This window comes from Niastella sp. OAS944, assembly GCA_024809215.1.
GTDB lineage: Bacteria > Bacteroidota > Bacteroidia > Chitinophagales > Chitinophagaceae > Niastella.
Genome location: JANUBW010000001.1, coordinates 1,751,397 through 1,772,547, shown reverse-complemented (window position 1 = coordinate 1,772,547; position 21,151 = coordinate 1,751,397). Strand labels below are relative to the sequence as shown.

Sequence of the window (21,151 nt, the reverse complement as noted above, 5' to 3'; positions counted from 1 at the left end):
CCATGCTCTATTTTCTCACCGTACCCTTTTCATTAACACTTAAAATCTAACTGCAATGTTAAGAAAAATTTCTTCATTGGCCATTTTCAGCGTGGCCCTGGGTTCTTATGCTGAAGCCCAAGACTCTACGAAAAAAAGTGCTCTGAATATTACTGGTTCCGTTGACGCTTATTATCGCTACAATTTTCATAATGCCAAAGATTCCGGTTATTTAAATAATTACACCAGCTTTACAAACTCACAAAACTCATTTGAGCTGGGTATGGCCTCTGTAAAAGCAGAATATACCCAGGGTAAAGTAACTGGTGTGCTTGATTTAGGTTTTGGAAGAAGAGCTGATGAATTTTCTTACAATGAAAAAGGCTCAGGACTGGCTACTGCCATTAAACAGGCTTATGTTTCAGTTGCTGCTACAGACAAATTAAAGTTCAGTATAGGTAAATGGGCTACCCATGTAGGTTACGAGCTGGTTGATGCTTACCTGAACCGTAACTACAGTATGTCGTATATGTTCTCGTATGGTCCCTTCTTTCATACAGGTATAAAAGCGGAATATACGGCGGGAAAATTCGGTTTTATGTTAGGTGTAGCTAACCCTACCGATAACGTAACGGCCAGCTTTGGTAAAAAAATGATCCTTGGTCAAATTAGCGCCGGAAACAGTGATGGTAGCCTGAAAGGTTATTTGAACTACCAGGGCGGTAAAGATATGGGTGATAACAGTATTAACCAGGTTGACCTGGTGGTTACGGGTACCCTCAGCGAAAAATTCAGCATTGGTTACAACGGTACCATGCAATCGTTTAAACCCAATGGGAAAGATGATGGTGACTCATGGTGGGGATCTGCCGTATACCTGAACGTTGATCCAACAAAGGTGTTCGGACTAACCCTGCGCGGTGAATACTTCGATGATAAAAAAGCGGTATCTGGCCTGGCGGCTGCTACCGGTGTGGGTACCAGCGTTTTGGCTGCCACTTTATCGGGTAACATTCGCATAGATAACCTTACCATTATTCCCGAATTCAGGCTCGATAATTCAAAAGAAGCAATTTTTATAAAGAACCCGAACGAAGGTGTAAAAAGCACAGGTACATTCCTGTTGGCTGCTACCTGGCATTTTTAACCCGCCGTTCTGTTTACAAAGTTCGTAACCAATACTAAGTACAGCTTAAAACATTGCTACCATACAAAAGGATATTTCCTGCAAGGGGAGTATCCTTTTTTCTTGTGGATTGGGTGATAACAGCTTATTGCCTGGTTTGGGTCAAAAAAATATTTAAAACATGCATAACAAAGCCCAAACATAGGGAAATCTTACATTTTGCCTGGGCTTGGTCTGGGTTTGGTCTGGGCTTGGTCTCAATTTGGTCTGTGATTGAGCCAAACAAGTCCCGAAGCAAAATAGAAGCAGTTATGAGCAGGTTTGGAAAGAAAAAGCCGGTTTAGTAGGAAGAAAAGATAATATTACATTTAATTTTATATATCATGTTTTTAACATGATGACTATAAAAAATGGTATTTTTGACCATAGTTGATGAGTGAAGCTTTGAAATTAATACAAGGATAACTGTTGATTATAAAAATATCATAACATTGTATTTTATTTAATATTTCAAATTCGAGGATTGCCTACCCACAACTAACTGCTTATTTTTCACCCTGCCAGCCCTTATTGATTGTTTTTGGTGTTACGTTTTGAGCTAACTAAAATAATTGAGAGGGAAATTGTGAGGGAGAGATAAAAATACTGGTGAGCTAACGATATAATTCACGGTTGCGTTGCCGAACTTTTTAAACACAAACCATAGTGTTTTATATTCAAAGTGTAACCAAAACTAACTAATGCTGTGCGGTAATATAATGAAATAGTATTTAATGCTTTTTTTCATTACCGTTGTTTTAGTTATCAGAAAACGCATCCGTTTCGCCGGGTGCGTTTATTTTTTTTTGGTGAGTTGTGAGTGGTGAGTGAACTCTCGAATTTTCGAACACCTTGAGCAATTGCGCGCTTCGCTATTGTTTAGATTGTGATTGATGAGTTGTGAGTGGTGAGTAAACTCTCGAATTTTTAAACCCCTGAACATTTGCGAGCTTCGCTATTGTTCAGGGGTCTAAATAATCGTGAACCCACTCACCACTGACCATTCACCACTGGCTAATCTAAGCCGAATTCCTTCCCGCATTAATGATCCCGAAGGAACTGCGGATAACCAGCTTCTCGAATATTTCTTTATGCTGCGGTTGTGCGTTCTGTTCTTCCATTTGGCGTATACGCGTCATGGCAAATTGCTGAATGGTGGTAAGCGGTAATACAATACGCTCGCGCATTTGTATCGACAGCTGTTCAACCGGGTAATCGGCCATCAGCTCGCTTTTGCCCGATAAAAGAAGAATATATCGTTGCGTTAACTCATACTCTTCATAGATCTTATTCCAGATCTCGCCATAGCGGGCATCCTGCGACAGGTGTTCTGTTAATGGGAAGAAACATTTCTTCATGGCCATTTCACAGTTATCGATCAGTGTTTTGAAGAACAGTGAGTGACGGTAAACCTTCTTAATATCGTTTAGTTTGCCTTTTTTGTCGAGGGCCTGTAATGCAGTGCCCACGCCATAATAACCCGTTACGTTTTGTTTTAACTGGCTCCAGGCGCCTACGAATGGAATGGCGCGCAGGTCTTTCAACGACAGTTTCGACGAAGATCCGCGTTTGGCCGGGCGGCTGCCAATATTCGTTTGGCTGTAGAACTTCAGCGGACTGATATGCGCCAGGTACTCCAGGAAGTCGGGGTTGTTCTTTAATTCATTGTACGCCTTCAGGCCTTCGGTGGCCAGTTCGTTTACAATTTCCTCTTCTTCGGGGTTCAGCGTTTCTTCCTTATCGGCAAACACGTCGTTCGAAATACCGGCATTCAACAATTGCTCAATGTTGAATTGGGCCGAATCGATGGTGCCGAAGTTAGAACTTACGGTTTGTCCCTGTATGGTTAACTGAATTTCTTTATTTGAAATGTTCTTGCCCATAGACGCATAGAACTTATGCGTTTTACCACCGCCACGGGCTGGAGGACCACCACGGCCATCGAAGAACACCACATCTATGCCGTATTTGGCCGAAATGCTGGTTAGCTTTTCTTTGGCTTTGTATATGCTCCAATTGGCCATCAGGTAACCGCCGTCTTTTGTGCCATCTGAAAAACCAAGCATTATGGTTTGACGGTTGCTGCGTTTTTGCAAATGTTTACGATACACTTCATTCTCGTATAACTCCTGCATAATATCGGCAGCCTCCTGCAGGTCGTCGATAGTCTCAAACAAAGGAACTATATCAATGGTAAGATCTTCATTCTTCCAGCCGGTCAGTTTGAACAGTCCATAAACCTCCAGCATGTTCAGTGCACTGTTACATTGGCTTATGATATAACGGCTGCAGCCTTCAACGCCATTGAACTTTTGAATTTCTTTAATGGCTTTAATGCTGAGTACCGTATCTTTTTCAATACCATCTTCAAAAACGTGTCCGCCAATATCACCACTCGCTTTTGATAACAGTTCCTTCTTTTGTTTTTCAGAAAGCTCTGAATAGTTACGGGGAAGGATATCTGATTTGCTGGCTATTGCTTCCAATACTTTGCCGTGAACGCTGCTATCCTGCCTAACATCGAGCGATGCAAAGTGCAAACCAAATACATGTACTTTATTAATGAGGCTGTCAACCAGGTGTTGGAATAGTCCATTGTGCTGGTAGATCAGTATTTCTCTTATCTTTTGCAGTGCATCGAGTATGCCCTGTTTGCTTAAGTTGGTGCGTTGGCCGGGTATGAAGATGTTTTCATACAATTGTTTTTCCAGATCGGCCAGTATGGTATCAACACCTTTGAACGTAAGCCTTCTTTTTAATTTACGCACTTCGAGGTAGTAGCATTTAATAATGCTGCCACGTAATGCATCGGCTACTTTTTGTGTGGTATCAACCGTAACGAAGGGGTTGCCATCGCGGTCGCCGCCAGGCCAGAAGCCCATGGTGATAACAGGGTTGGTGTCTGGTATCATTTGCGGGAACTGGTTGTTGAGGAAGGTGATAATACGGCCGGCTGCATTGTAGAATACATTCTCCAGGTACCAGATAAGGCTAACGGCCTCATCATATGGCGTAGGTTTTTCCTTTTTAAAGAAAGGCGTTTTACCCAACTGCTGCAGGTACATATTTATCTGGTTGGTATTATTTTCGGCCAGTGCTTTCGACAGGTCGTGAATAATACCTAAAACGGGTCCGGGATAGAACTGTGTGGGGTGGGCAGTGAGCACCAGGCGAATGGAGAAGTCTTCCAGCTTTTTAGCAAGTTCTTCTTCTTTGCCTTCCTGCATAACATCTGAAGCCAGGTATTTCAGGGTGCCAATACCACTCAGGTCATTGATCTCTTTGAACGAGGCATCTTCCAGCGCATCGAACAAAACTACCTGCCGCTCAACGTATTGAATAAAGCGGAACAACAGGTCGAGCTTATCCTGTTCTTTTGTGTAAGAAGTGTGCTTTTCGAAGAACTCTTCAATGATCTGCACGGGACTTTGCTTCTTCTTGTATCCTTCTTCACAATTATTTAATAATAGCGAAAGCAGAATACCGGTCTTTTCAATCCGGTGAAAAGGGAGTGAGGTAAACAGGCTGTTGTAGAGCTGAAACTTTATGCCTACGTAATTCTTAAATTGCTGCAGTCCTCTTGATGACTGGTGATCCATGTTTTTCAGTTTATGGCATTTTATGCGAATAATATTATAGCAAGCAGCAACGAAAATCGGGCAATGAAAGTACGTTGAAAAGTTTGAATAGAAATAGGTTCAGCCCAATTGTTTTGAATAAAGCCTCAAAACCTTTGTTGTTACAAGGTTGCGGAAGGGCCTGAGTTACAGCGTGAGGCAAAAAAAACTAAAAACTAACAAATGTTATAGACTTTTCGTGTTATCTTTGGTTATATCAATTTAATAAGTGGTACTTTTCAACAATATTATTCTTTCTTCCAACACGGTAGCTTCCACAGCTACAACTACCACTATTACAACAACCCGTTAAGGGTTGTACATTTCCATATTACCACTGGGGTTTTACCTACCTTCACCTCTTCAAAGAGAGATCAAAGATCAAGAAAGCATCGGGTTATTCAACTTATTTCAAATCAACTTAATTTCAGGTTATGCAGGTTTTAAAGTTCGGCGGTACTTCAGTTGCAAATGCCGAAAACATGAATAAGGTTAGCAGCATTGTTCAACAGGCTTTAGTACGTATGCCGCAGGGAAAAACGATTGTTGTTGTATCGGCTTTGGGCGGGGTTACAGATGTATTATTACAAAGCGGAGGTTTGGCCGCAGCTGGTGATGAAAGCTATAAAGAGTTGTTGCAGAAAGTTGAGCAGCGACATTTGGAAGCCGTAAAAGCATTGATACCCGTAACCCAGCAAAGCAGTGTATTGAGCTGGGTAAAACAACGCTGTAATGAAATAGAAGATATTTGTAATGGTGTTTTTTTATTGGGTGAATTAAGCGCCCGCACCAAAGACCGCATTGTAAGTTTTGGCGAATTGCTTTCCTCTAAAATTATTGCCGCCCGTTTAAATGCCCAGGGCGTTGAAAATACATGGGTCGATTCCCGCGAAATTATTCGAACCGATTCTCACTATGGAAGTGCCGCTGTTGATTTTTCGGTTACTAATTCCCTTTGTAATGATTTCTTCTCTGTTTCGGCCAGCCGTTTATTTATAGTGCCTGGTTTTGTTGCTGCCGATGGCAAAGGCAATACCACTACTTTAGGCAGAGGCGGTAGCGATTATACTGCTGCTATTATTGCCGGTGCAGTAACGGCATCAACACTTGAAATATGGACCGATGTAAGCGGTATGATGACTGCCGACCCGCGGTTGGTTCCCAATGCACGCATACTGCCCAACATCTCTTACCAGGAAGCAATGGAGCTATCGCATTTTGGTGCCAAAGTAATTTATCCACCTACCATACAACCTGTAATGAGCAAGAACATTCCGGTTTGGATAAAGAACACTTTTGCACCCGAAGATCATGGCACTCTTATAGAGAACGATGTACATAAAAATGGAAATAACATTCGTGGTATTTCAAGCATCAATAAAATTGCTCTGCTGAGTTTGGAAGGAAGCGGCATGGTTGGTATACCAGGTTTTTCGCGCCGCCTGTTTGAATCGTTGTCAAATGATCTTATAAATGTAATACTGATCACCCAGGGTTCTTCGGAACATTCAATTTGTGTTGGTATTGACGAGGCCCTGGCCGATAAAGCAAAGCTGGCAGTTGATAAAACTTTCGCTTACGAAATTGAAACGGGCCGCGTTGAGCCATTGCGTATAGAAAAAGGACTGGCCATTGTTGCCTTGGTAGGTGATAATATGAAAAGCCATCCTGGTATAAGTGGAAAAATGTTTGGCGCTATTGGCCGTAACGGTGTTAACGTTCGAGCTATAGCACAAGGTTCATCAGAAAGAAATATTTCAGCCGTGATCTCAGCAAGTGATGTTAAAAAAGCGATAAACGTATTACACGAAGATTTTTTTGAAACTACCTATAAACAAATAAACCTTTTTGTTGCCGGTACCGGTAATGTAGGCGGTAAACTGCTTGCCCAGTTAAAACAGCAACAGGAATATCTGCAACAGAACCTGCGGCTTCAGGTACGCATTGTAGGTATGGCAAACAGTAAGAAGATGGCGTTCAGCGATGAAGGTATCGATCTTGACAACTGGCGCGATCACCTGCAACAGGGCGATGCCAGCGACCTGAGTAAGTTTGTAGAAACCGTTCGTTCAAAGAACCTGCGTAACTCTGTTTTTGTAGATGTTACTGCCAATGAGAATGTGGCACAGGTGTATGATCAGTTGCTGGCCAAAAGCATTTCGGTAGTAGCTTGTAATAAAGTAGCCTGTTCTTCGGCATATGCTTATTATAAAAAACTGAAAGACCTGGCCCGTGAATACAATGCCTTCTTTTTGTTTGAAACAAATGTGGGCGCCGGCTTACCGGTAATAGGTACCCTGAACGATTTAATGCGTAGTGGCGATGTGGTTACCCGCATTGAAGCTGTATTGAGTGGTACATTGAATTTTGTGTTCAATAATTACGATGGTACCAGAAGCTTTGCACAAGTAGTTAAGCAGGCCCAGGATGAAGGGTATACCGAACCCGATCCACGGTTAGACCTGAGCGGAACCGATGTAATGCGTAAGATCATGATCCTGGCCCGCGAATCGGGTGAACGCCTCGATATGGAAGATATTACCAATAATACCTTTATGCCTGCTTCGTGTATGGTTGGTAGTGTGGATGATTTTTATAAAGAAATGGAAAAGCAGGAAGCGCATTTTAAGAAAATTTACCAGGAAGCGGCAGCTGCCGGTAAGAAGCTGAAGTTTGTTGCCCGTTTTGAAGGTGGTAAAGCTTCTGTTGGTTTACAACATGTAGATCCGCAATCTGATTTTTATCACCTGTATGGCAAAGATAACGTGGTGTTGTTCTATACCAACCGTTACCCCGATCAGCCATTGGTGGTTAAAGGAGCAGGCGCCGGTGCCGAAGTAACTGCATCAGGAGTGTTTGCTGATATTATTCGCGCTGCACATTAATAGTATTAAGACAGGACTATTGATTCAAATAAGTCAAAAAATTAAAATGGCAAATGAATTAAAGAGCGTACAGGTATTAGCACCGGCCACTGTGGCCAATTTGGTTTGCGGATTTGATGTACTGGGCATGGCGTTGCAGCAACCACAGGATGTTATGACCTTAAGGTTAATAGATAAGCCGGGCATTTTTATACAAAAGGACGATGTTTATAAATTACCTACAGAACCGGAGAAGAACGTAGCTGGCGCCTCACTGCTGGCTTTAATGGAAGAATGGAAAGAACCTGTAGGGTTTGAAGTGATCATCGACAAACGAATAAAACCAGGCAGCGGTTTAGGCTCAAGCGCTGCCAGTTCGGCCGGGGCAGTAGTGGCCGCCAATCATTTATTAGGTAATCCCTTCTCCAAAGAAGACCTGGTGCGTTTTGCCATGAACGGTGAAAAAGTGGCATCGGGTGTAAAGCATGCCGATAATATTGCACCCTGTATCTATGGTGGCATAACGCTTATTCGCTCTATCTTCCCGCTTGATATTATTCAGCTAACAGCGCCGCCAATGTATGTAACGGTAGTACACCCGCAAATTGAAGTGCGCACTTCCGATGCAAGGCAAATACTTCGTAAAGAAGTTCAATTAAAAGCAGCCATTAAACAATGGGGCAATATTGCCGGTTTGGTAGCTGGTTTTATGAAGAACGATTACGATCTTATTGGCCGCTCGCTAGAGGATGTGATCATTGAACCTGTACGCAGCATACTTATTCCCGGGTTTGATGATGTAAAGAAAAGAAGCAAGGATGCCGGTGCATTAGGTGGAGGTATTTCGGGTTCAGGCCCATCTATCTTTATGCTTAGTAAAGAAGAATATGTTGCCAAGGGTGTAGAAGAGGTGATGATAGATGTATATACCAGGCTGGGCATAGAGTTTAAGACGTATGTTACGATGATCAATTATAGTGGGGCTAAAGTAATAGAGATACCGTAATCGGCAATCGGCAATCGGCAATCGGCAATCGGCAATCGGCAATCGGCAATCGGCAATCGGCAATCGGCAATAAATTCAGGCGGCGCAAGGTCGTAAATAAATCTGAGCACTAGCGAGGCCATTCACGATTCACGATTGACGATTCACGGCTTAACACCAATCATTAATGATAATTCAACAATGAAATACTACAGTCTAAATAAACAATCCCCCGATGTTGATTTTAAGGAAGCCACTATAAAAGGACAGGCGCCTGACAAGGGATTGTATTTTCCGCATACCATTCCGGTGCATGAAAAAAGTTTCTTTGAGAATATTGAACAATTTAGCAACGAAGAAATCGCTTTTCGTCTTATACAACCCTATGTTGCAGGTACCATTTCCGATGCAGCATTGCAGGGCATTGTAAAAGAGACTATCAACTTTCCTATACCGTTGGTGCCGGTGAACAATGGCATTTCTTCACTGGAACTTTTTCACGGGCCAACGCTGGCGTTCAAAGATGTTGGCGCCCGCTTTATGAGCCGTTGCCTGGGGCATTTTGCACATGAGCGTAGTGAGAAAGTAGTGGTACTGGTAGCTACATCGGGCGATACGGGTGGCGCAGTTGCCCATGGCTTTTATGATGTACCCGGGGTAGAAGTAGTGATCCTTTACCCTTCAGGTAAAGTGAGTTCGGTACAGGAAAAACAACTGACAACATTAGGTAAAAATATTCATGCACTTGAAGTAACAGGAACGTTCGATGATTGTCAGCAAATGGTTAAGCAGGCGTTTGTTGATGAGGAACTCACAAAAAAAATATTCCTTACTTCGGCCAACTCAATAAACGTTGCACGCTGGTTACCGCAACAGTTCTATTATGTATTAGCCTGGAAACAATGGGCTAATAAAAAGAACCCGCCGGTTATCTCTGTCCCCAGCGGAAACTTTGGAAATATTTGTGCTGGCTTATTGGCACATATTTCAGGTTTGCCAGTGAAACATTTTATTGCTGCCTGTAATGCCAATGCAGTGGTTCCTTCGTTTTTGGCTAATGGTGAGTATGCACCTAAAAAAGCAGTGGCCACTATTTCCAATGCCATGGATGTAGGCAACCCCAGTAACTTTGTACGTATACTCGAATTATTTCATCATAAACTGGGCGACCTGCGCAAGGTGCTCACCGGCTACAGCATCAGCGACGATGAAACAAGGGCCACCATGAAAGAGGTGTACGAGAAATATAAGTACCTGCCCGATCCGCATGGCGCCGTTGGATATTTGGCATTACAACGCTATTTACAGCAACATACCGGCGATGCAGGTATGTTCCTCGAAACAGCTCATCCGGTGAAATTCTACGATGTGGTAGAGCCGGTGATTGGCGAAACGGTACCTGTGCCTGCAGCCATTGAGGAGCAGCTTAAACTTACCAAGCAAAGCAGTCTTATAGCGCCTGAGTATGCTGCCCTGAAGGAAGCTTTACTGGGAAGATATTAAATCGATATTCGTAAGTTATTCGTTTACATATTGATACGCAGATTGAAATAATGTAAAAAAAATGTTAAAGGAACATTTCCTTTTATGCAGGAAAGGTGCTTTTTTGTGTATCTAAAGCAACCAATATATATGCAAAAGGCTCTTTTCCTGTTTATTGCCCTGATCGTATCGTGTGGGATCGTACGTGCAAACGACGACGATTCTCTTACCACCCAGCTCATTCAGCAGATAAAATTGATGGATTCGGTTAACAAGGCCATGAAATACCAAACCGGAACGGTTAAACTTCCCAATGGTGTTGCTCAATTAAATGTGCCTAAAGGTTTCAAATACCTGAATGCCGAACAAAGTCAATACGTAATACATGATCTTTGGGGCAACCCGGCCCGTACCGATGTTATTGGTATGTTGTTTCCTGAAACCGGTGGCCCATATGCAGATAGCAATTACGCATTTATTATTTCGTACGACGCTATGGGATATGTGAAAGATGAAGACGCCGATAAGATCAATTATGATGAAATGCTGAAGAATATGCAATCTTCAGAAAAAGAAGCAAACGTAGAGCGTTTAAAACAAGGTTATCCCTCTATTCATATTGTAGGCTGGGCGCAAAAACCTTACTACGATAAAGACACTAAAGTACTGCACTGGGCGAAAGAACTGGAATTTGGTGGTGAAGACAGCCATACCCTTAACTACGACATTCGTATTTTAGGTCGTAAAGGTATATTATCGCTAAATGCGGTTGCTCAAATGAGTGAGTTGAGCCTGGTAAAAAGAGACATCGGCAAAGTATTGAATATTGCCGAGTTTACCGAAGGGAACAAGTATTCTGATTTCAATCCTAAAATAGATCAGGTGGCTGCATGGGGTATCGGTGCGTTGGTTGCCGGTAAGGTATTAGCCAAAGTAGGGGCAGGCGCTTTTATTCTTAAGTTCCTGAAATTTATAATCATTGGTATTGTTGCCCTGTTCGGCGCTATTGTTAAATTCTTTAAAGGAAAAAAGCAAGACGAGTCGTATGTATATGAGCAGCCAAAACCAACTGAGCCTACTCCGGCTCCTGTAGATGAAACTACGCCAAATCCATAATGAGTAAACATATTAATATAAAAGGGTGGGACCTTCTTAAATGAAAGTCCCACCCTTTTTATTTTTGTCTATTGTTTGTTATATGATCCCAGCCAGCTCCAGGCTTTTCTTTTTCAACTTGCGCACTTCCACATCTTCAATAACAGCTTCAGGTGAAAGAATGAGCGAGGTTTTATTTTCGCGCCACCAGCTGTTTTGCGCCAGTTCATTAAATGCCAGCACACCTACCAGGTATTTACGGTCGGTTTCAGCATGCCATTCTTCAATCCACTCGAACTTCTCTTTTGGAATATATTTCCAGTCGTCGAAGCTTACATACACACGTACATAAAAGTCGTTGGTAAGTTCGTTAGGTTTATGGTGATACAGTTTCTTGTACTCGTATTTATATTGATAACGTAAAGCAGAAAGATCGCTTAATACGGCAGATGCGGTAGGGAAGCTGCCGGCGCCTTTGCCATAAAAGAATTGTTTATCGGCAAAACCGCTTTCTATAACAACGCCATTGTATTCGTTCTTTACAAAAGCGAGGTGGTCTTCGTGTTTAATAAATTGTGGTAATACAAAGGCGGCCACTTTACCGTTCTCCAGTTTCTTTGCCTGTGCCACCAGTTTAATATCGTAATGCTTTTCAGCAGCAACAGCGGCATCGCTGCCTGTAATGTTTTGAATACCGTTAAATACCAGTGCATCGGGTGGTATTACAATACCGTAAGCATGGGTGAGCAGGAAGTTCCATTTGTTAGCGGCATCAAAACCTTCTACATCGAGCGTAGGATCGCTTTCAGCAAAACCTAATTGTTGCGCCAGCAACAGGGCCTGTTGAAAATCGAGCTTGTCTTCAAACATTTTGGTAAGAATGAAGTTGGTAGAGCCGTTTACAATGGCTTTTATGGAGTGTAACAGATCGTTATCGTAATACTCTTCGAGGTTACGGATAACAGGTATAGAAGCGCAGGCGGCAGCTTCATAGAGGAAAGAACGTTCGGTTGTTTTTTGCAAACCCAGCAATTCGGGTAAATGTTCAGCGATCATTTTTTTACTGGCACTTACCACATCTTTGCCATTCTTCAATGCAGTGGAAACTATTTCAAATGCGGGCTCCGATTCATTGATCACTTCTACGATCACATTGATCTCAGGATCGTTCAGCAACTCGTCTTTGCTTGTAGTGAATAGTGAATCGGGGGCGTTGCGTTTCTTTTCAGGGTTCTTTATACAGACCTTTTTTATTGAGGCTTTCAGTGAAGGTGTTTGTTGTAACACTTTATAAAGACCTTCACCTACTACACCAAAACCAAATAAACCAATTGTGAGTGACTTATGTGCGTCCATATGTTGACTAATTTGCAATTTTTACTTTATAATAATGTAGTTTCTGTTGTTGTTATTGCTGCTTACATTTCAACCGACCATTCGTCTTCAACTATTTGCCAGTCGTTGAACTGTTCTTTACCACCGCGGATCTTCCAGTCTGAATCGATGGTAAGTTTTGAGCTAATGCCACCGCGTGGGTTGCAGATCATAACCAGGCGTAACCTGGCAGGTTCATATACAGCTATCAGATCATCATAAATTATGTTGATCAGTCTTTCATATGACACTACAATGTTGCGTAACTGGAAAACGTATTGCTTCAGTGATTTCAGTTCAATGATCTTTTTACCGGGGTAGAAGGTGCAGTAAATAACTGCAAAATCAGGTTGCTCTTTTACTCCCAGGAAGGTGAACTCCGGTATTTTGATCTTGATCTCGTAGGCCTGTTCGCTAGGGTTGGGAATGGGTTTTAAAATGCCACGGTCAATATCCTTGTATGTTTTAACAGGTTCCCGGGTTATTTGTTCAGACATGTTCTTTTGGCTTTAATTTTTTTGTTTTTTAAATGGCTATACTTTCCCTGCCCTTAACAAGGGACTACTTTGTTTTCAGTTATTTCAACAATATTGGATGTTTGTTCAAGTGCCTGTTGCAGATCGTTTAACAAATCGCTGGCATCTTCGAGACCTATGCTTAAGCGAATAAGACTGTCGGTTACACCGGCTGCACGGCGTTTTTCGGCCGGAATGGTTTTGTGCGTCATGCTGGCGGGGTGGCTTACCAGGCTTTTGATACCACCCAGACTTTCGGCCAGTTTGAACAAATTAGTACTGGTTACAAATGCAGTAGCAGCTTCAGCATGGTCTTGTTTCAATGTGAAAGAAACAATACCACCAAAACCTTTGCTTTGTTTTTTAGCAATATCATGGTTGGGGTGATCTTTCAAACCCGGATAATATACTTTATCAACTGCAGGATGTTGTTGCAGGAACTCACCTACTTCCTGTGCGCTGCGGCAGTGTTGTTGTATACGCAGGTGTAATGTTTCAATACCGCGTATTACCAACCAGCTGTCGAATGGGGCCAGAATGGCGCCACAGGCGTTTTGATAGAATTTTATTTTGTCGCCGAGCTCTTTATCTTTTGTTACAACCAGTCCGGCTATAAGGTCGCTATGGCCGCCCAGGTATTTGGTGGCGGAATGCACTACAATATCAGCTCCCAGTGAAAGAGGTTGTTGCAATGCGGGTGAAGCAAAAGTGTTATCCACGCAAAGCAAACTGTTGTTGGCTTTGGCAATCTTTGCTATTGCTTCAATGTCAGAGATCTTTAATGTAGGGTTGGTAGGTGTTTCGAGCCAGATCAATTTTGTTTTAGGTGTAATGGCGTTGAACACTTTTTCAGGATCAGATGTATCGACAAAGTTAATGGTGATGCCAAAGTGTTGGTACACTTGTGTAAATAACCGGTACGCACCACCGTAAATATCGTCTACTGCTACCACTTCATCGCCGGGGCGTAAGAGTTTGGCAATAGCATCAATAGCGGCCAGTCCGCTTGAGAATGCAATACCAACCTTACCATTTTCCAATTGAGCAATAAGACTTTCGAGTGTTGCTCTTGTTGGGTTATTTGTTCTTGCATAATCGAACCCTTTGTTAACACCGGGTGCATCCTGCACAAAAGTGCTTGTTTGATAAATGGGCACTGAAATGGCGCCGGTTAACGGATCAACAGGAATGCTGTGAATGAGTTGTGTTGTCGCTTGCATGATAAACAGTTTTTTTGCCTATCTCCAGATAGGAGGATAGAGCCTTGAATAATTTGTTTAGACAGTTTTTAGCGGCAGCACTTATCAAGAGGAGTTCTTACAGGAAGAGATAGTATACTTATGCAACTTGCCATAGTTGGCATATGCATAAAAACAAAAAAGCTCTTCCGTAAGTCAGAAGAGCTTTCAATATGTTGAAATTCAGTATTGTAGAAGCTTTTATCTGACTTATCTGTCCCGCCTTCCGCGGGATGGAGTTGGCACCTTACAGCGGTTCTATTGCAAACCAGCGTGCAGGTTGTCAAGGCTTCATCGGGCCATTTCCCTCAGCCTTTCTTGATAAGCGATGTGTAAAGAACTGGTGCAAAGATAATGACGGGATTTAAATTGTCAAATTTCTTTTTAAAAGGTTTTAGGGGTTATAAAAGGCCTTGGCTACAACACGTTTAAAAGAGAAGGGTGCTTAGCCCGGTAAAAGCTAAGCACCCTCTTATTTATAATATCAGATAATATTATTGCGGTTTAGTTCAAACGATAACCGACAGAAATACCAAAGCCGGTATTTTTATATTTAGTTTTATCAGAGTAACCTTCAACCTTTGTTTTAATATTAGAAATGCCCAGTTGTGCATTAAGTTGAACTGAAACTTTATTGCTCAGTTCATAACCAGCTAAAAAATTAAAGCCAAAATCCAATGGTCGCATATAAATGTGAGTACTGGCCTCACTTGCAGTTACCTTACCTGCAAATTTATATTTTTCTTTATGGCCGTTAACATCTGTGAAAGAACCGCCCACTGCAATGCCAAGGTAAGGGCCGAATCCCAGTAGCAGTTTACCGTCTCCCAGCTCAGGTTTGAACAAAATGTTGATGGGGATTTCGAGGTAAGAAAGGCGGGTATTTATTTTCCTGTAAGTTTTGTCTTTTGCTCCTTTGGTTGAGAACAGGATACCTGGTTGTACATAAAAATCCTCGGCTATGGGCACTTCAGCATTGAGGCCGATATGAATTCCGGCTTTCATTTTGTTGTCAAGATCATTTCCTGCTCCATCCTTTCCTGTGATATTTTGAAAGTTGATGCCTGCGCGTGCACCAATTGTAGTTTTTTCTTGTGCTTTAAGGTGTAAAGTTGATACGGCAGTTGCCAAAACAATAATGAGTACTTTTGAATTCATAAAATAAGTGATATGGTTTTTACTTTTAGAATAAAAAATAGGAATGTGATTTTTTAATAAGGATTATTTAAAGACGCTACTAAACGTTTTATTATTAATAAAATTGCATAGGCCATTGATCGGCATTTCGCTCATTTATTCATTCCTAATAAAAAGGGGCTGGCCCAAGGCCAGCCCCTTTCAATAATATTATAAGGGTAGATACTAGAAGCGGTAACCAACAGAGATACCGAAGCCAGTGTTCTTGATTTTTGCATCAGTTTTTTTACCATCAACTTTAGGCGCCAGGTTTGACATGCCTAATTGAGCGTTTAACTGGAAAGAAATTTTGCTGCTCAATTCGTAACCGGCCAATAAATTACCACCGAAATCTAATCGTTTATAATAAGAGTTGCCGCTCATTTGTTCAGTGCTCGTGATATCATTTTTGAAATTGATATCTCCCTTAAAGTCTCCTCTTTTAACTTTACCACCTACGGCAATGCCAACATAGGGGCCAAAGCCTAATAATAATTTACCAGGGCCTAATTCTGGTTTGTAAAGAAAGTTGATAGGAATTTCAATAGTAGAGAAGTTCCATTTTACGTCGTCACCAGTTTGTTTTAATTTAGCGCCTTTTGTGCTGAACAATAATCCTGGTTGTAAATAAAAATCCTGGGCAATAGGAACTTCAGCATTAACACCAATATGAAAACCTGTTTTCATATCAAGACTCAGATCGTCGCCATCTATGTCTTCACCGTTGAGATTTTGGAAGTTAACACCAGCGCGAACGCCAAATGTAGTTTTGTCTTGTGCTTTCGAGGTTAATGAGAGGGCAGTAGCTGCCAAAGCAAACAGTAGAACTTTTGATTTCATAAGTGTGACCAATTGAGATTTAAAATGTAGTTAAAACGATTTCGGTTTTTATGATACGCCTAACTAGCTCCGCTATAAACGCAATACTTATATTTAAATTGCGTAAGGGTTATTACCTAAGAGCGCCGCAAAAGTAAAAAAGCTGCTTATACATAAGCAGCTTTTTTATTAACATTCTTTTATAGTATCATACTTATCATGCGTGTTGAATACGTATATTAAAAGCGATATCCAACAGATACTCCAAAGCCGGTGTTCTTAAACTTTGTATTATCACTGGAAAGGTCTTTAATATCAGAGTTGATATTTATCATACCCAGTTGTGCATTCAACTGCACTGAAAAGTTGTTACTGAATTCATAACCTACCAATAAGTTACCGCCCGCATCAAACCGTTTAAAGTATGGATAATAACCTAATGCAGCTGCAGGAGAAAAATTCTGAGCAGAAACTTCTTTGGTAAATTCTACATCAGTTTCTTTACCATCTGCATTTGAAACTTTACCGCCTATACCAAAAGCAATATAGGGTCCAATACCTAATAACAATTTACCCATACCCAATTCAGGTTTATACAGGAAATTGATAGGAACTTCAATATATGACAGATTGACTTTTATGTCATCGTCATCTTTGCTTTTAGCTCCTTTAGTAGTGAACAATACGCCTGGTCGCAAATAAAATTCAGTGGCAATAGGTATTTCAGCATTTACACCAACATGAAAACCGGTCTTTATTTTGTTATCGAGTTTTTCATCGAAGAGGTCCCTTCCATTAATGTTCTGAAAATTAACGCCGGCACGTATACCAAAGGTGGTACCTGGAGTTTCCTGCGCTTTGGCGCTTAACGCAAATGCTGTAGTGGTCATTGCGAGCAACAGAGCCTTTGTTTTCATAAGTAATAGTTGAAGGTTATTTACAAAATTGATTAACGGTGGTAGCTATGGCCTAAGTTGCTATTATTGTTTAGCACCTTCTTTCTTCGCGTCTGCCTTCATTTTTTCATTAGCAGTAATGAGGAAGTTAACGCGGCGGTTTTGTGCACGGCCATCTTCAGTATCATTAGAAGCAACGGGAGCAGTTTCACCATAACCTTTAATTTTTACACGGCTGCTGGCAACGCCTTTACCACGTAAGAAAGAAGCTACAGATGAAGCTCTTTTTTCAGAAAGGGTTTGGTTGTACTCATCAGAACCTTTGCTGTCAGTATGACCCTGAATTTCGATATCAGTATCAGGATAAGCATTTAACACTTCAACCAGCTTGTTAAGGTTGGTTGTAGCGCCTGAAGAAAGATCTGCACTATTGAAACCGAATAAGATCTTATCGCTGAACTCAACATTGATACCTTCGCCAACACGTTCAACTTTTGCGCCAGGTACTTTGTTCTCGATCTCTTTAGCTTGTTTATCCATTTTCTTTCCGATAACAGCACCGGTAACGCCACCCACTGTAGCGCCAATGATAGCACCCAATGCAGTGTTACCTGCTGCTTTTCCTATTACCGCACCTACAGCGCCACCACCTGCGGTTCCGATAATAGCTCCTTTTGTCGTTTTGTTCATGCTTTTGCAACCACCAAGAATAATAGCAACGGCGGCGATACCAGTAAGGGTTTTTTGGATAGATCTCATATTATATTGTTTTAATAAAGACTAAGTTATGACAGGTTCACAGCGTTCAAATTATATACCACAAACCTATTTAAGGCTATGTACTTGAAAATGAGGCGCAAATATCTTAAAGCATTTTCAACATTCCTACACTTTTTTTGTTGTTATCTTTGACAAATTATTTAGTAATATCTGAGCTTGTTAATGTAACTTCCCACACAAATAATTAAAGGCGAACGTTTTTTATGGCAGATGTGAAAGTTAAAAAGCCGGAACAATCGAAAGGCGAAAAAGTTTCCGGAATTGAACCAGATGAGGCGATTCAGGTTTTTGGCGCGAGGGTCCATAATCTTAAGAACATCGATATCAGTATTCCAAAAAATAAACTGGTGGTTATAACAGGTATCAGCGGCAGTGGCAAATCGTCACTTGCTTTTGATACTATTTATGCGGAGGGACAACGCCGTTACATGGAAAGCTTTGGCGCCTATGCCCGCCAATTCATTGGCGATATGGAACGGCCCGATGTTGATAAAATAACGGGTTTATCGCCCGTGATCTCTATTGAGCAAAAGACCACCAATAAGAACCCGCGTTCTACTGTTGGCACCATTACCGAAGTATATGATTTTCTGCGTTTATTGTATGCCCGTGTTGGGGAGGCATATAGTTACAATACGGGGAAAAAAATGGTCAAGTTCAGTGAAGAAGAGATCGTTGATAACATCTTCAAAAAGTATAAGAATAAGAAGATAACACTGCTTGCTCCATTGGTGCGTGGCCGTAAGGGACATTACCGCGAACTGTTTGAAGACATAAGAAAGAAAGGATACCTTAAAGTACGTGTTGATGGCGAAGTAAAAGACCTTGTTGCTAAAATGCAGGTCGACCGCTATAAGATACACGATATAGAAGTGGTGATCGATCGCATGGCAGTAACAGATGATATGAAAGTGCGGTTAAGCCAAAGCGTGCAAAAGACATTACAAATGGGTAAGGAACTCATGTTCCTGTTGGTGCATGATGCTGCAAATGGCAACGGAAAGAGTAGCAAAACACCTGCCGACCTCGTAGTGCAATACTCCCGGCAACTGATGTGTGAAGATACCGGCATCAGTTACGAAGAACCATCGCCCAATAGTTTTTCATTTAACAGCCCGTATGGTGCATGCCCTACCTGTAAAGGATTGGGTAATGTATACCAGATAAGTATGGATGCTGTTATGCCCGATGATTCATTGAGTATTAATGAAGGCGGCATTGCGCCATTGGGTGAAGAAAGAGATAACTATGTATTCAGCCAGGTGCAAAAGCTGGCTAAAAAAAATAAGTTCAGTCTCGATGTGCCATTGAAAGAAATGCCTAAGAAAGCACTGAACCTGGTATTGTATGGTAATGAAGCAGGATCGCAGGACGAAGAGACGCTCGATTTTGACAGCATTAGTCCGGACGCGAATATGTACACTGAAGAGTTTGAAGGTATAGTGCCCCAGCTGAAACGTTGGTTTGCTGCCAGCAGCAGCGATTCGGTGCGTCAGTGGACGGAACAGTTCATGGAATTAAAAACATGTACTACCTGTGACGGCGCCAGGCTTAAAAAAGAAAGCCTTTGGTTTAAGGTTGATGAAAAGAATATTTCGGAGCTGAGTGAGAACAACCTCGATAAATTAATGCTATGGTTCAAAGGCATTGAAAAGAGATTGTCGACCAAACAAAATGCCATTGCAAAAGATGTGTTGAAAGAGATCAGGGAGCGAATAACGTTCCTGCTCGATGTAGGATTGAATTACCTTACGCTCAACCGTGCATCGCGCACCTTAAGTGGCGGTGAATCGCAACGAATACGTTTGGCTACACAAATAGGTTCACAACTACAAGGTATTACATATATATTGGATGAGCCAAGCATTGGTTTACACCAACGCGATAACATGCGTTTAATTGATGCATTGAAGAACCTGCGCAATATTGGTAACAGTGTGCTGGTAGTTGAGCATGATAAAGATATTATGCTGGCTGCCGACCATCTGGTTGATATTGGCCCCAAGGCCGGCTTTCATGGTGGCAGGGTAGTAGCACAGGGCGATCCTAAAGCTTTATTAAAGCTCGATACATTAACCTCGGCCTATTTGAATGGCGTACGGGAAATAGCCGTGCCCAAAGAAAGAAGAAAGGGTAACGGAAAGGTGCTTGAACTGGTAGGGGCTAATGGCAATAACCTGCAGAAGGTAACGGCTAAGTTCCCACTGGGTAAGTTGATCGTTGCTACAGGAGTAAGCGGTAGTGGTAAATCAACGCTTATTATTGAGACCTTATATCCCATCCTAAGCAAACATGCTTATGGCTCCAGAATGACGCCGCTTGAATATAAAACGGTTAAGGGGCTCGATCATATTGATAAAGTTATTGAGATCGATCAATCGCCCATTGGCCGTACACCACGCAGCAACCCGGCAACCTACTGTGGCTTTTTTACCGATATAAGGACCTTGTTTGCATCGGTGCCCGAAGCAAAAATTCGTGGGTATAATGCCGGCAGGTTCTCGTTCAATGTAAAAAGCGGCCGTTGCGATGTTTGTGAAGGCGGGGGTATGCGTGTAATTGAAATGAACTTTTTACCCGATGTATATGTGCATTGTGAAAAGTGTCAGGGAAAGCGTTATAACCGCGAAACACTGGAGATAAGATATAAAGGTAAAAGTATCAGCGATGTGCTCGATATGACGGTTGATGATGCTGTAGAGTTCTTTCAGAACGTGCCTTACCTGTACCGCAAGATAAAAGTATTACAGGAAGTTGGTTTGGGTTATATAACACTGGGCCAAAGCGCTGTTACCTTAAGCGGCGGAGAAGCGCAACGCGTAAAGCTGGCAACCGAACTGGGGAAGAAGGATACCGGTAAAACGTTTTACATTTTGGATGAACCTACTACCGGTTTGCACTTTGAAGATATACAGCATTTGCTCGATGTGTTGAATAAACTGGTTGACCGGGGCAATACTGTATTAGTGATTGAGCATAATATGGATGTAATAAAAGTGGCCGATCATATTATTGATCTGGGACCTGAAGGTGGCGATGGAGGCGGACAAATTCTTTTTGAAGGAACGCCTGAAGACCTGCTGAAAGTAAAGGCCAGCCATACTGCTAAATTTTTAAAAGAAGAACTGAAGGCATAATTAGCTGATGTGCTAATATGTTAATGTGC

General features: G+C 41.9%; 14 protein-coding genes and 1 riboswitch. Of the genes, 6 read left to right on the top strand and 8 right to left on the bottom strand.

The window, feature by feature from the left end; genetic code table 11:
• The first annotated feature begins 55 nt into the window (after nucleotides 1-55).
• Complete coding sequence (locus tag GGD38_RS06940) at nucleotides 56-1,126, top strand: porin (protein WP_375298738.1); 1,071 nt, start codon at nucleotides 56-58, stop codon at nucleotides 1,124-1,126.
• 1,037 nt (nucleotides 1,127-2,163) lie between these two features.
• On the opposite strand, the gene GGD38_RS06935 is transcribed toward GGD38_RS06940, so the two are convergent.
• Nucleotides 2,164-4,743 carry a phosphoenolpyruvate carboxylase gene (locus tag GGD38_RS06935; RefSeq protein WP_375298739.1) on the bottom strand — a complete coding sequence of 860 codons (2,580 nt, stop codon included), beginning with the start codon at nucleotides 4,741-4,743 and terminating at the stop codon, nucleotides 2,164-2,166.
• A 452-nt stretch (nucleotides 4,744-5,195) separates the two neighbouring features.
• On the opposite strand from GGD38_RS06935, the gene thrA reads away from it, so the two are divergent.
• The 4 genes from thrA to GGD38_RS06915 all read left to right on the top strand — a co-directional run bounded on the left by thrA (nucleotide 5,196) and on the right by GGD38_RS06915 (nucleotide 11,208).
• Complete coding sequence (thrA, locus tag GGD38_RS06930; RefSeq protein ID WP_375298740.1) at nucleotides 5,196-7,646, top strand: bifunctional aspartate kinase/homoserine dehydrogenase I; 2,451 nt, start codon at nucleotides 5,196-5,198, stop codon at nucleotides 7,644-7,646.
• Nucleotides 7,647-7,692: 46 nt separating this feature from the next.
• On the top strand, nucleotides 7,693-8,631 hold the full coding sequence (locus GGD38_RS06925; RefSeq protein WP_375298741.1) for a homoserine kinase: 939 nt from the start codon (nucleotides 7,693-7,695) through the stop codon (nucleotides 8,629-8,631).
• A 180-nt stretch (nucleotides 8,632-8,811) separates the two neighbouring features.
• Nucleotides 8,812-10,113, top strand: coding sequence for a threonine synthase (gene thrC, locus GGD38_RS06920; RefSeq protein WP_375298742.1), 1,302 nt, complete (start codon nucleotides 8,812-8,814; stop codon nucleotides 10,111-10,113).
• Nucleotides 10,114-10,242: 129 nt separating this feature from the next.
• Nucleotides 10,243-11,208: a DUF2167 domain-containing protein gene (locus GGD38_RS06915; protein ID WP_375298743.1), complete on the top strand. Its 966-nt coding sequence runs from the start codon at nucleotides 10,243-10,245 to the stop codon at nucleotides 11,206-11,208.
• A gap of 78 nt (nucleotides 11,209-11,286) precedes the next feature.
• Here GGD38_RS06915 and GGD38_RS06910 read toward each other — a convergent pair whose 3' ends face one another.
• The 7 genes from GGD38_RS06910 to GGD38_RS06880 all read right to left on the bottom strand — a co-directional run bounded on the left by GGD38_RS06910 (nucleotide 11,287) and on the right by GGD38_RS06880 (nucleotide 17,964).
• Entirely contained in the window at nucleotides 11,287-12,543 is a 1,257-nt protein-coding gene (locus GGD38_RS06910) for a homoserine dehydrogenase (RefSeq protein ID WP_375298744.1), read from the bottom strand.
• Nucleotides 12,544-12,605: 62 nt separating this feature from the next.
• Nucleotides 12,606-13,058 (bottom strand): preQ(1) synthase, encoded by a 453-nt coding sequence (gene queF, locus GGD38_RS06905; protein WP_375298745.1) that lies wholly within the window; start codon nucleotides 13,056-13,058, stop codon nucleotides 12,606-12,608.
• 53 nt (nucleotides 13,059-13,111) lie between these two features.
• A complete protein-coding gene (locus GGD38_RS06900; protein WP_375298746.1) occupies nucleotides 13,112-14,296 on the bottom strand; it encodes a cystathionine gamma-synthase in 1,185 nt (394 codons plus the stop codon).
• A gap of 225 nt (nucleotides 14,297-14,521) precedes the next feature.
• Nucleotides 14,522-14,642: riboswitch (SAM riboswitch) on the bottom strand.
• A gap of 176 nt (nucleotides 14,643-14,818) precedes the next feature.
• Nucleotides 14,819-15,472, bottom strand: a complete 654-nt coding sequence (locus GGD38_RS06895; protein ID WP_375298747.1) for a porin family protein — start codon at nucleotides 15,470-15,472, stop codon at nucleotides 14,819-14,821.
• A gap of 204 nt (nucleotides 15,473-15,676) precedes the next feature.
• Nucleotides 15,677-16,330 carry a porin family protein gene (locus GGD38_RS06890; protein ID WP_375298748.1) on the bottom strand — a complete coding sequence of 218 codons (654 nt, stop codon included), beginning with the start codon at nucleotides 16,328-16,330 and terminating at the stop codon, nucleotides 15,677-15,679.
• 218 nt (nucleotides 16,331-16,548) lie between these two features.
• Entirely contained in the window at nucleotides 16,549-17,226 is a 678-nt protein-coding gene (locus tag GGD38_RS06885; protein ID WP_375298749.1) for a porin family protein, read from the bottom strand.
• 63 nt (nucleotides 17,227-17,289) lie between these two features.
• A complete protein-coding gene (locus tag GGD38_RS06880; protein ID WP_375298750.1) occupies nucleotides 17,290-17,964 on the bottom strand; it encodes an OmpA family protein in 675 nt (224 codons plus the stop codon).
• 224 nt (nucleotides 17,965-18,188) lie between these two features.
• Between GGD38_RS06880 and uvrA the strand changes: the two genes are divergently transcribed.
• Nucleotides 18,189-21,122 carry an excinuclease ABC subunit UvrA gene (gene uvrA / locus GGD38_RS06875; protein ID WP_375298751.1) on the top strand — a complete coding sequence of 978 codons (2,934 nt, stop codon included), beginning with the start codon at nucleotides 18,189-18,191 and terminating at the stop codon, nucleotides 21,120-21,122.
• Nucleotides 21,123-21,151 lie beyond the last annotated feature (29 nt).

Bases quoted from the DNA above. Each gene is read 5' to 3' on its own strand.
- uvrA (WP_375298751.1), top strand. From the start codon at position 18,189: ATGGCAGATGTGAAAGTTAAAAAGCCGGAACAATCGAAAGGCGAAAAA.
- GGD38_RS06925 (WP_375298741.1), top strand. From the start codon at position 7,693: ATGGCAAATGAATTAAAGAGCGTACAGGTATTAGCACCGGCCACTGTG.
- GGD38_RS06885 (WP_375298749.1), bottom strand. From the start codon at position 17,226: ATGAAAACAAAGGCTCTGTTGCTCGCAATGACCACTACAGCATTTGCG.
- GGD38_RS06895 (WP_375298747.1), bottom strand. From the start codon at position 15,472: ATGAATTCAAAAGTACTCATTATTGTTTTGGCAACTGCCGTATCAACT.
- thrC (WP_375298742.1), top strand. From the start codon at position 8,812: ATGAAATACTACAGTCTAAATAAACAATCCCCCGATGTTGATTTTAAG.
- GGD38_RS06890 (WP_375298748.1), bottom strand. From the start codon at position 16,330: ATGAAATCAAAAGTTCTACTGTTTGCTTTGGCAGCTACTGCCCTCTCA.
- GGD38_RS06910 (WP_375298744.1), bottom strand. From the start codon at position 12,543: ATGGACGCACATAAGTCACTCACAATTGGTTTATTTGGTTTTGGTGTA.
- GGD38_RS06935 (WP_375298739.1), bottom strand. From the start codon at position 4,743: ATGGATCACCAGTCATCAAGAGGACTGCAGCAATTTAAGAATTACGTA.
- GGD38_RS06880 (WP_375298750.1), bottom strand. From the start codon at position 17,964: ATGAGATCTATCCAAAAAACCCTTACTGGTATCGCCGCCGTTGCTATT.
- thrA (WP_375298740.1), top strand. From the start codon at position 5,196: ATGCAGGTTTTAAAGTTCGGCGGTACTTCAGTTGCAAATGCCGAAAAC.
- GGD38_RS06915 (WP_375298743.1), top strand. From the start codon at position 10,243: ATGCAAAAGGCTCTTTTCCTGTTTATTGCCCTGATCGTATCGTGTGGG.
- queF (WP_375298745.1), bottom strand. From the start codon at position 13,058: ATGTCTGAACAAATAACCCGGGAACCTGTTAAAACATACAAGGATATT.
- GGD38_RS06940 (WP_375298738.1), top strand. From the start codon at position 56: ATGTTAAGAAAAATTTCTTCATTGGCCATTTTCAGCGTGGCCCTGGGT.
- GGD38_RS06900 (WP_375298746.1), bottom strand. From the start codon at position 14,296: ATGCAAGCGACAACACAACTCATTCACAGCATTCCTGTTGATCCGTTA.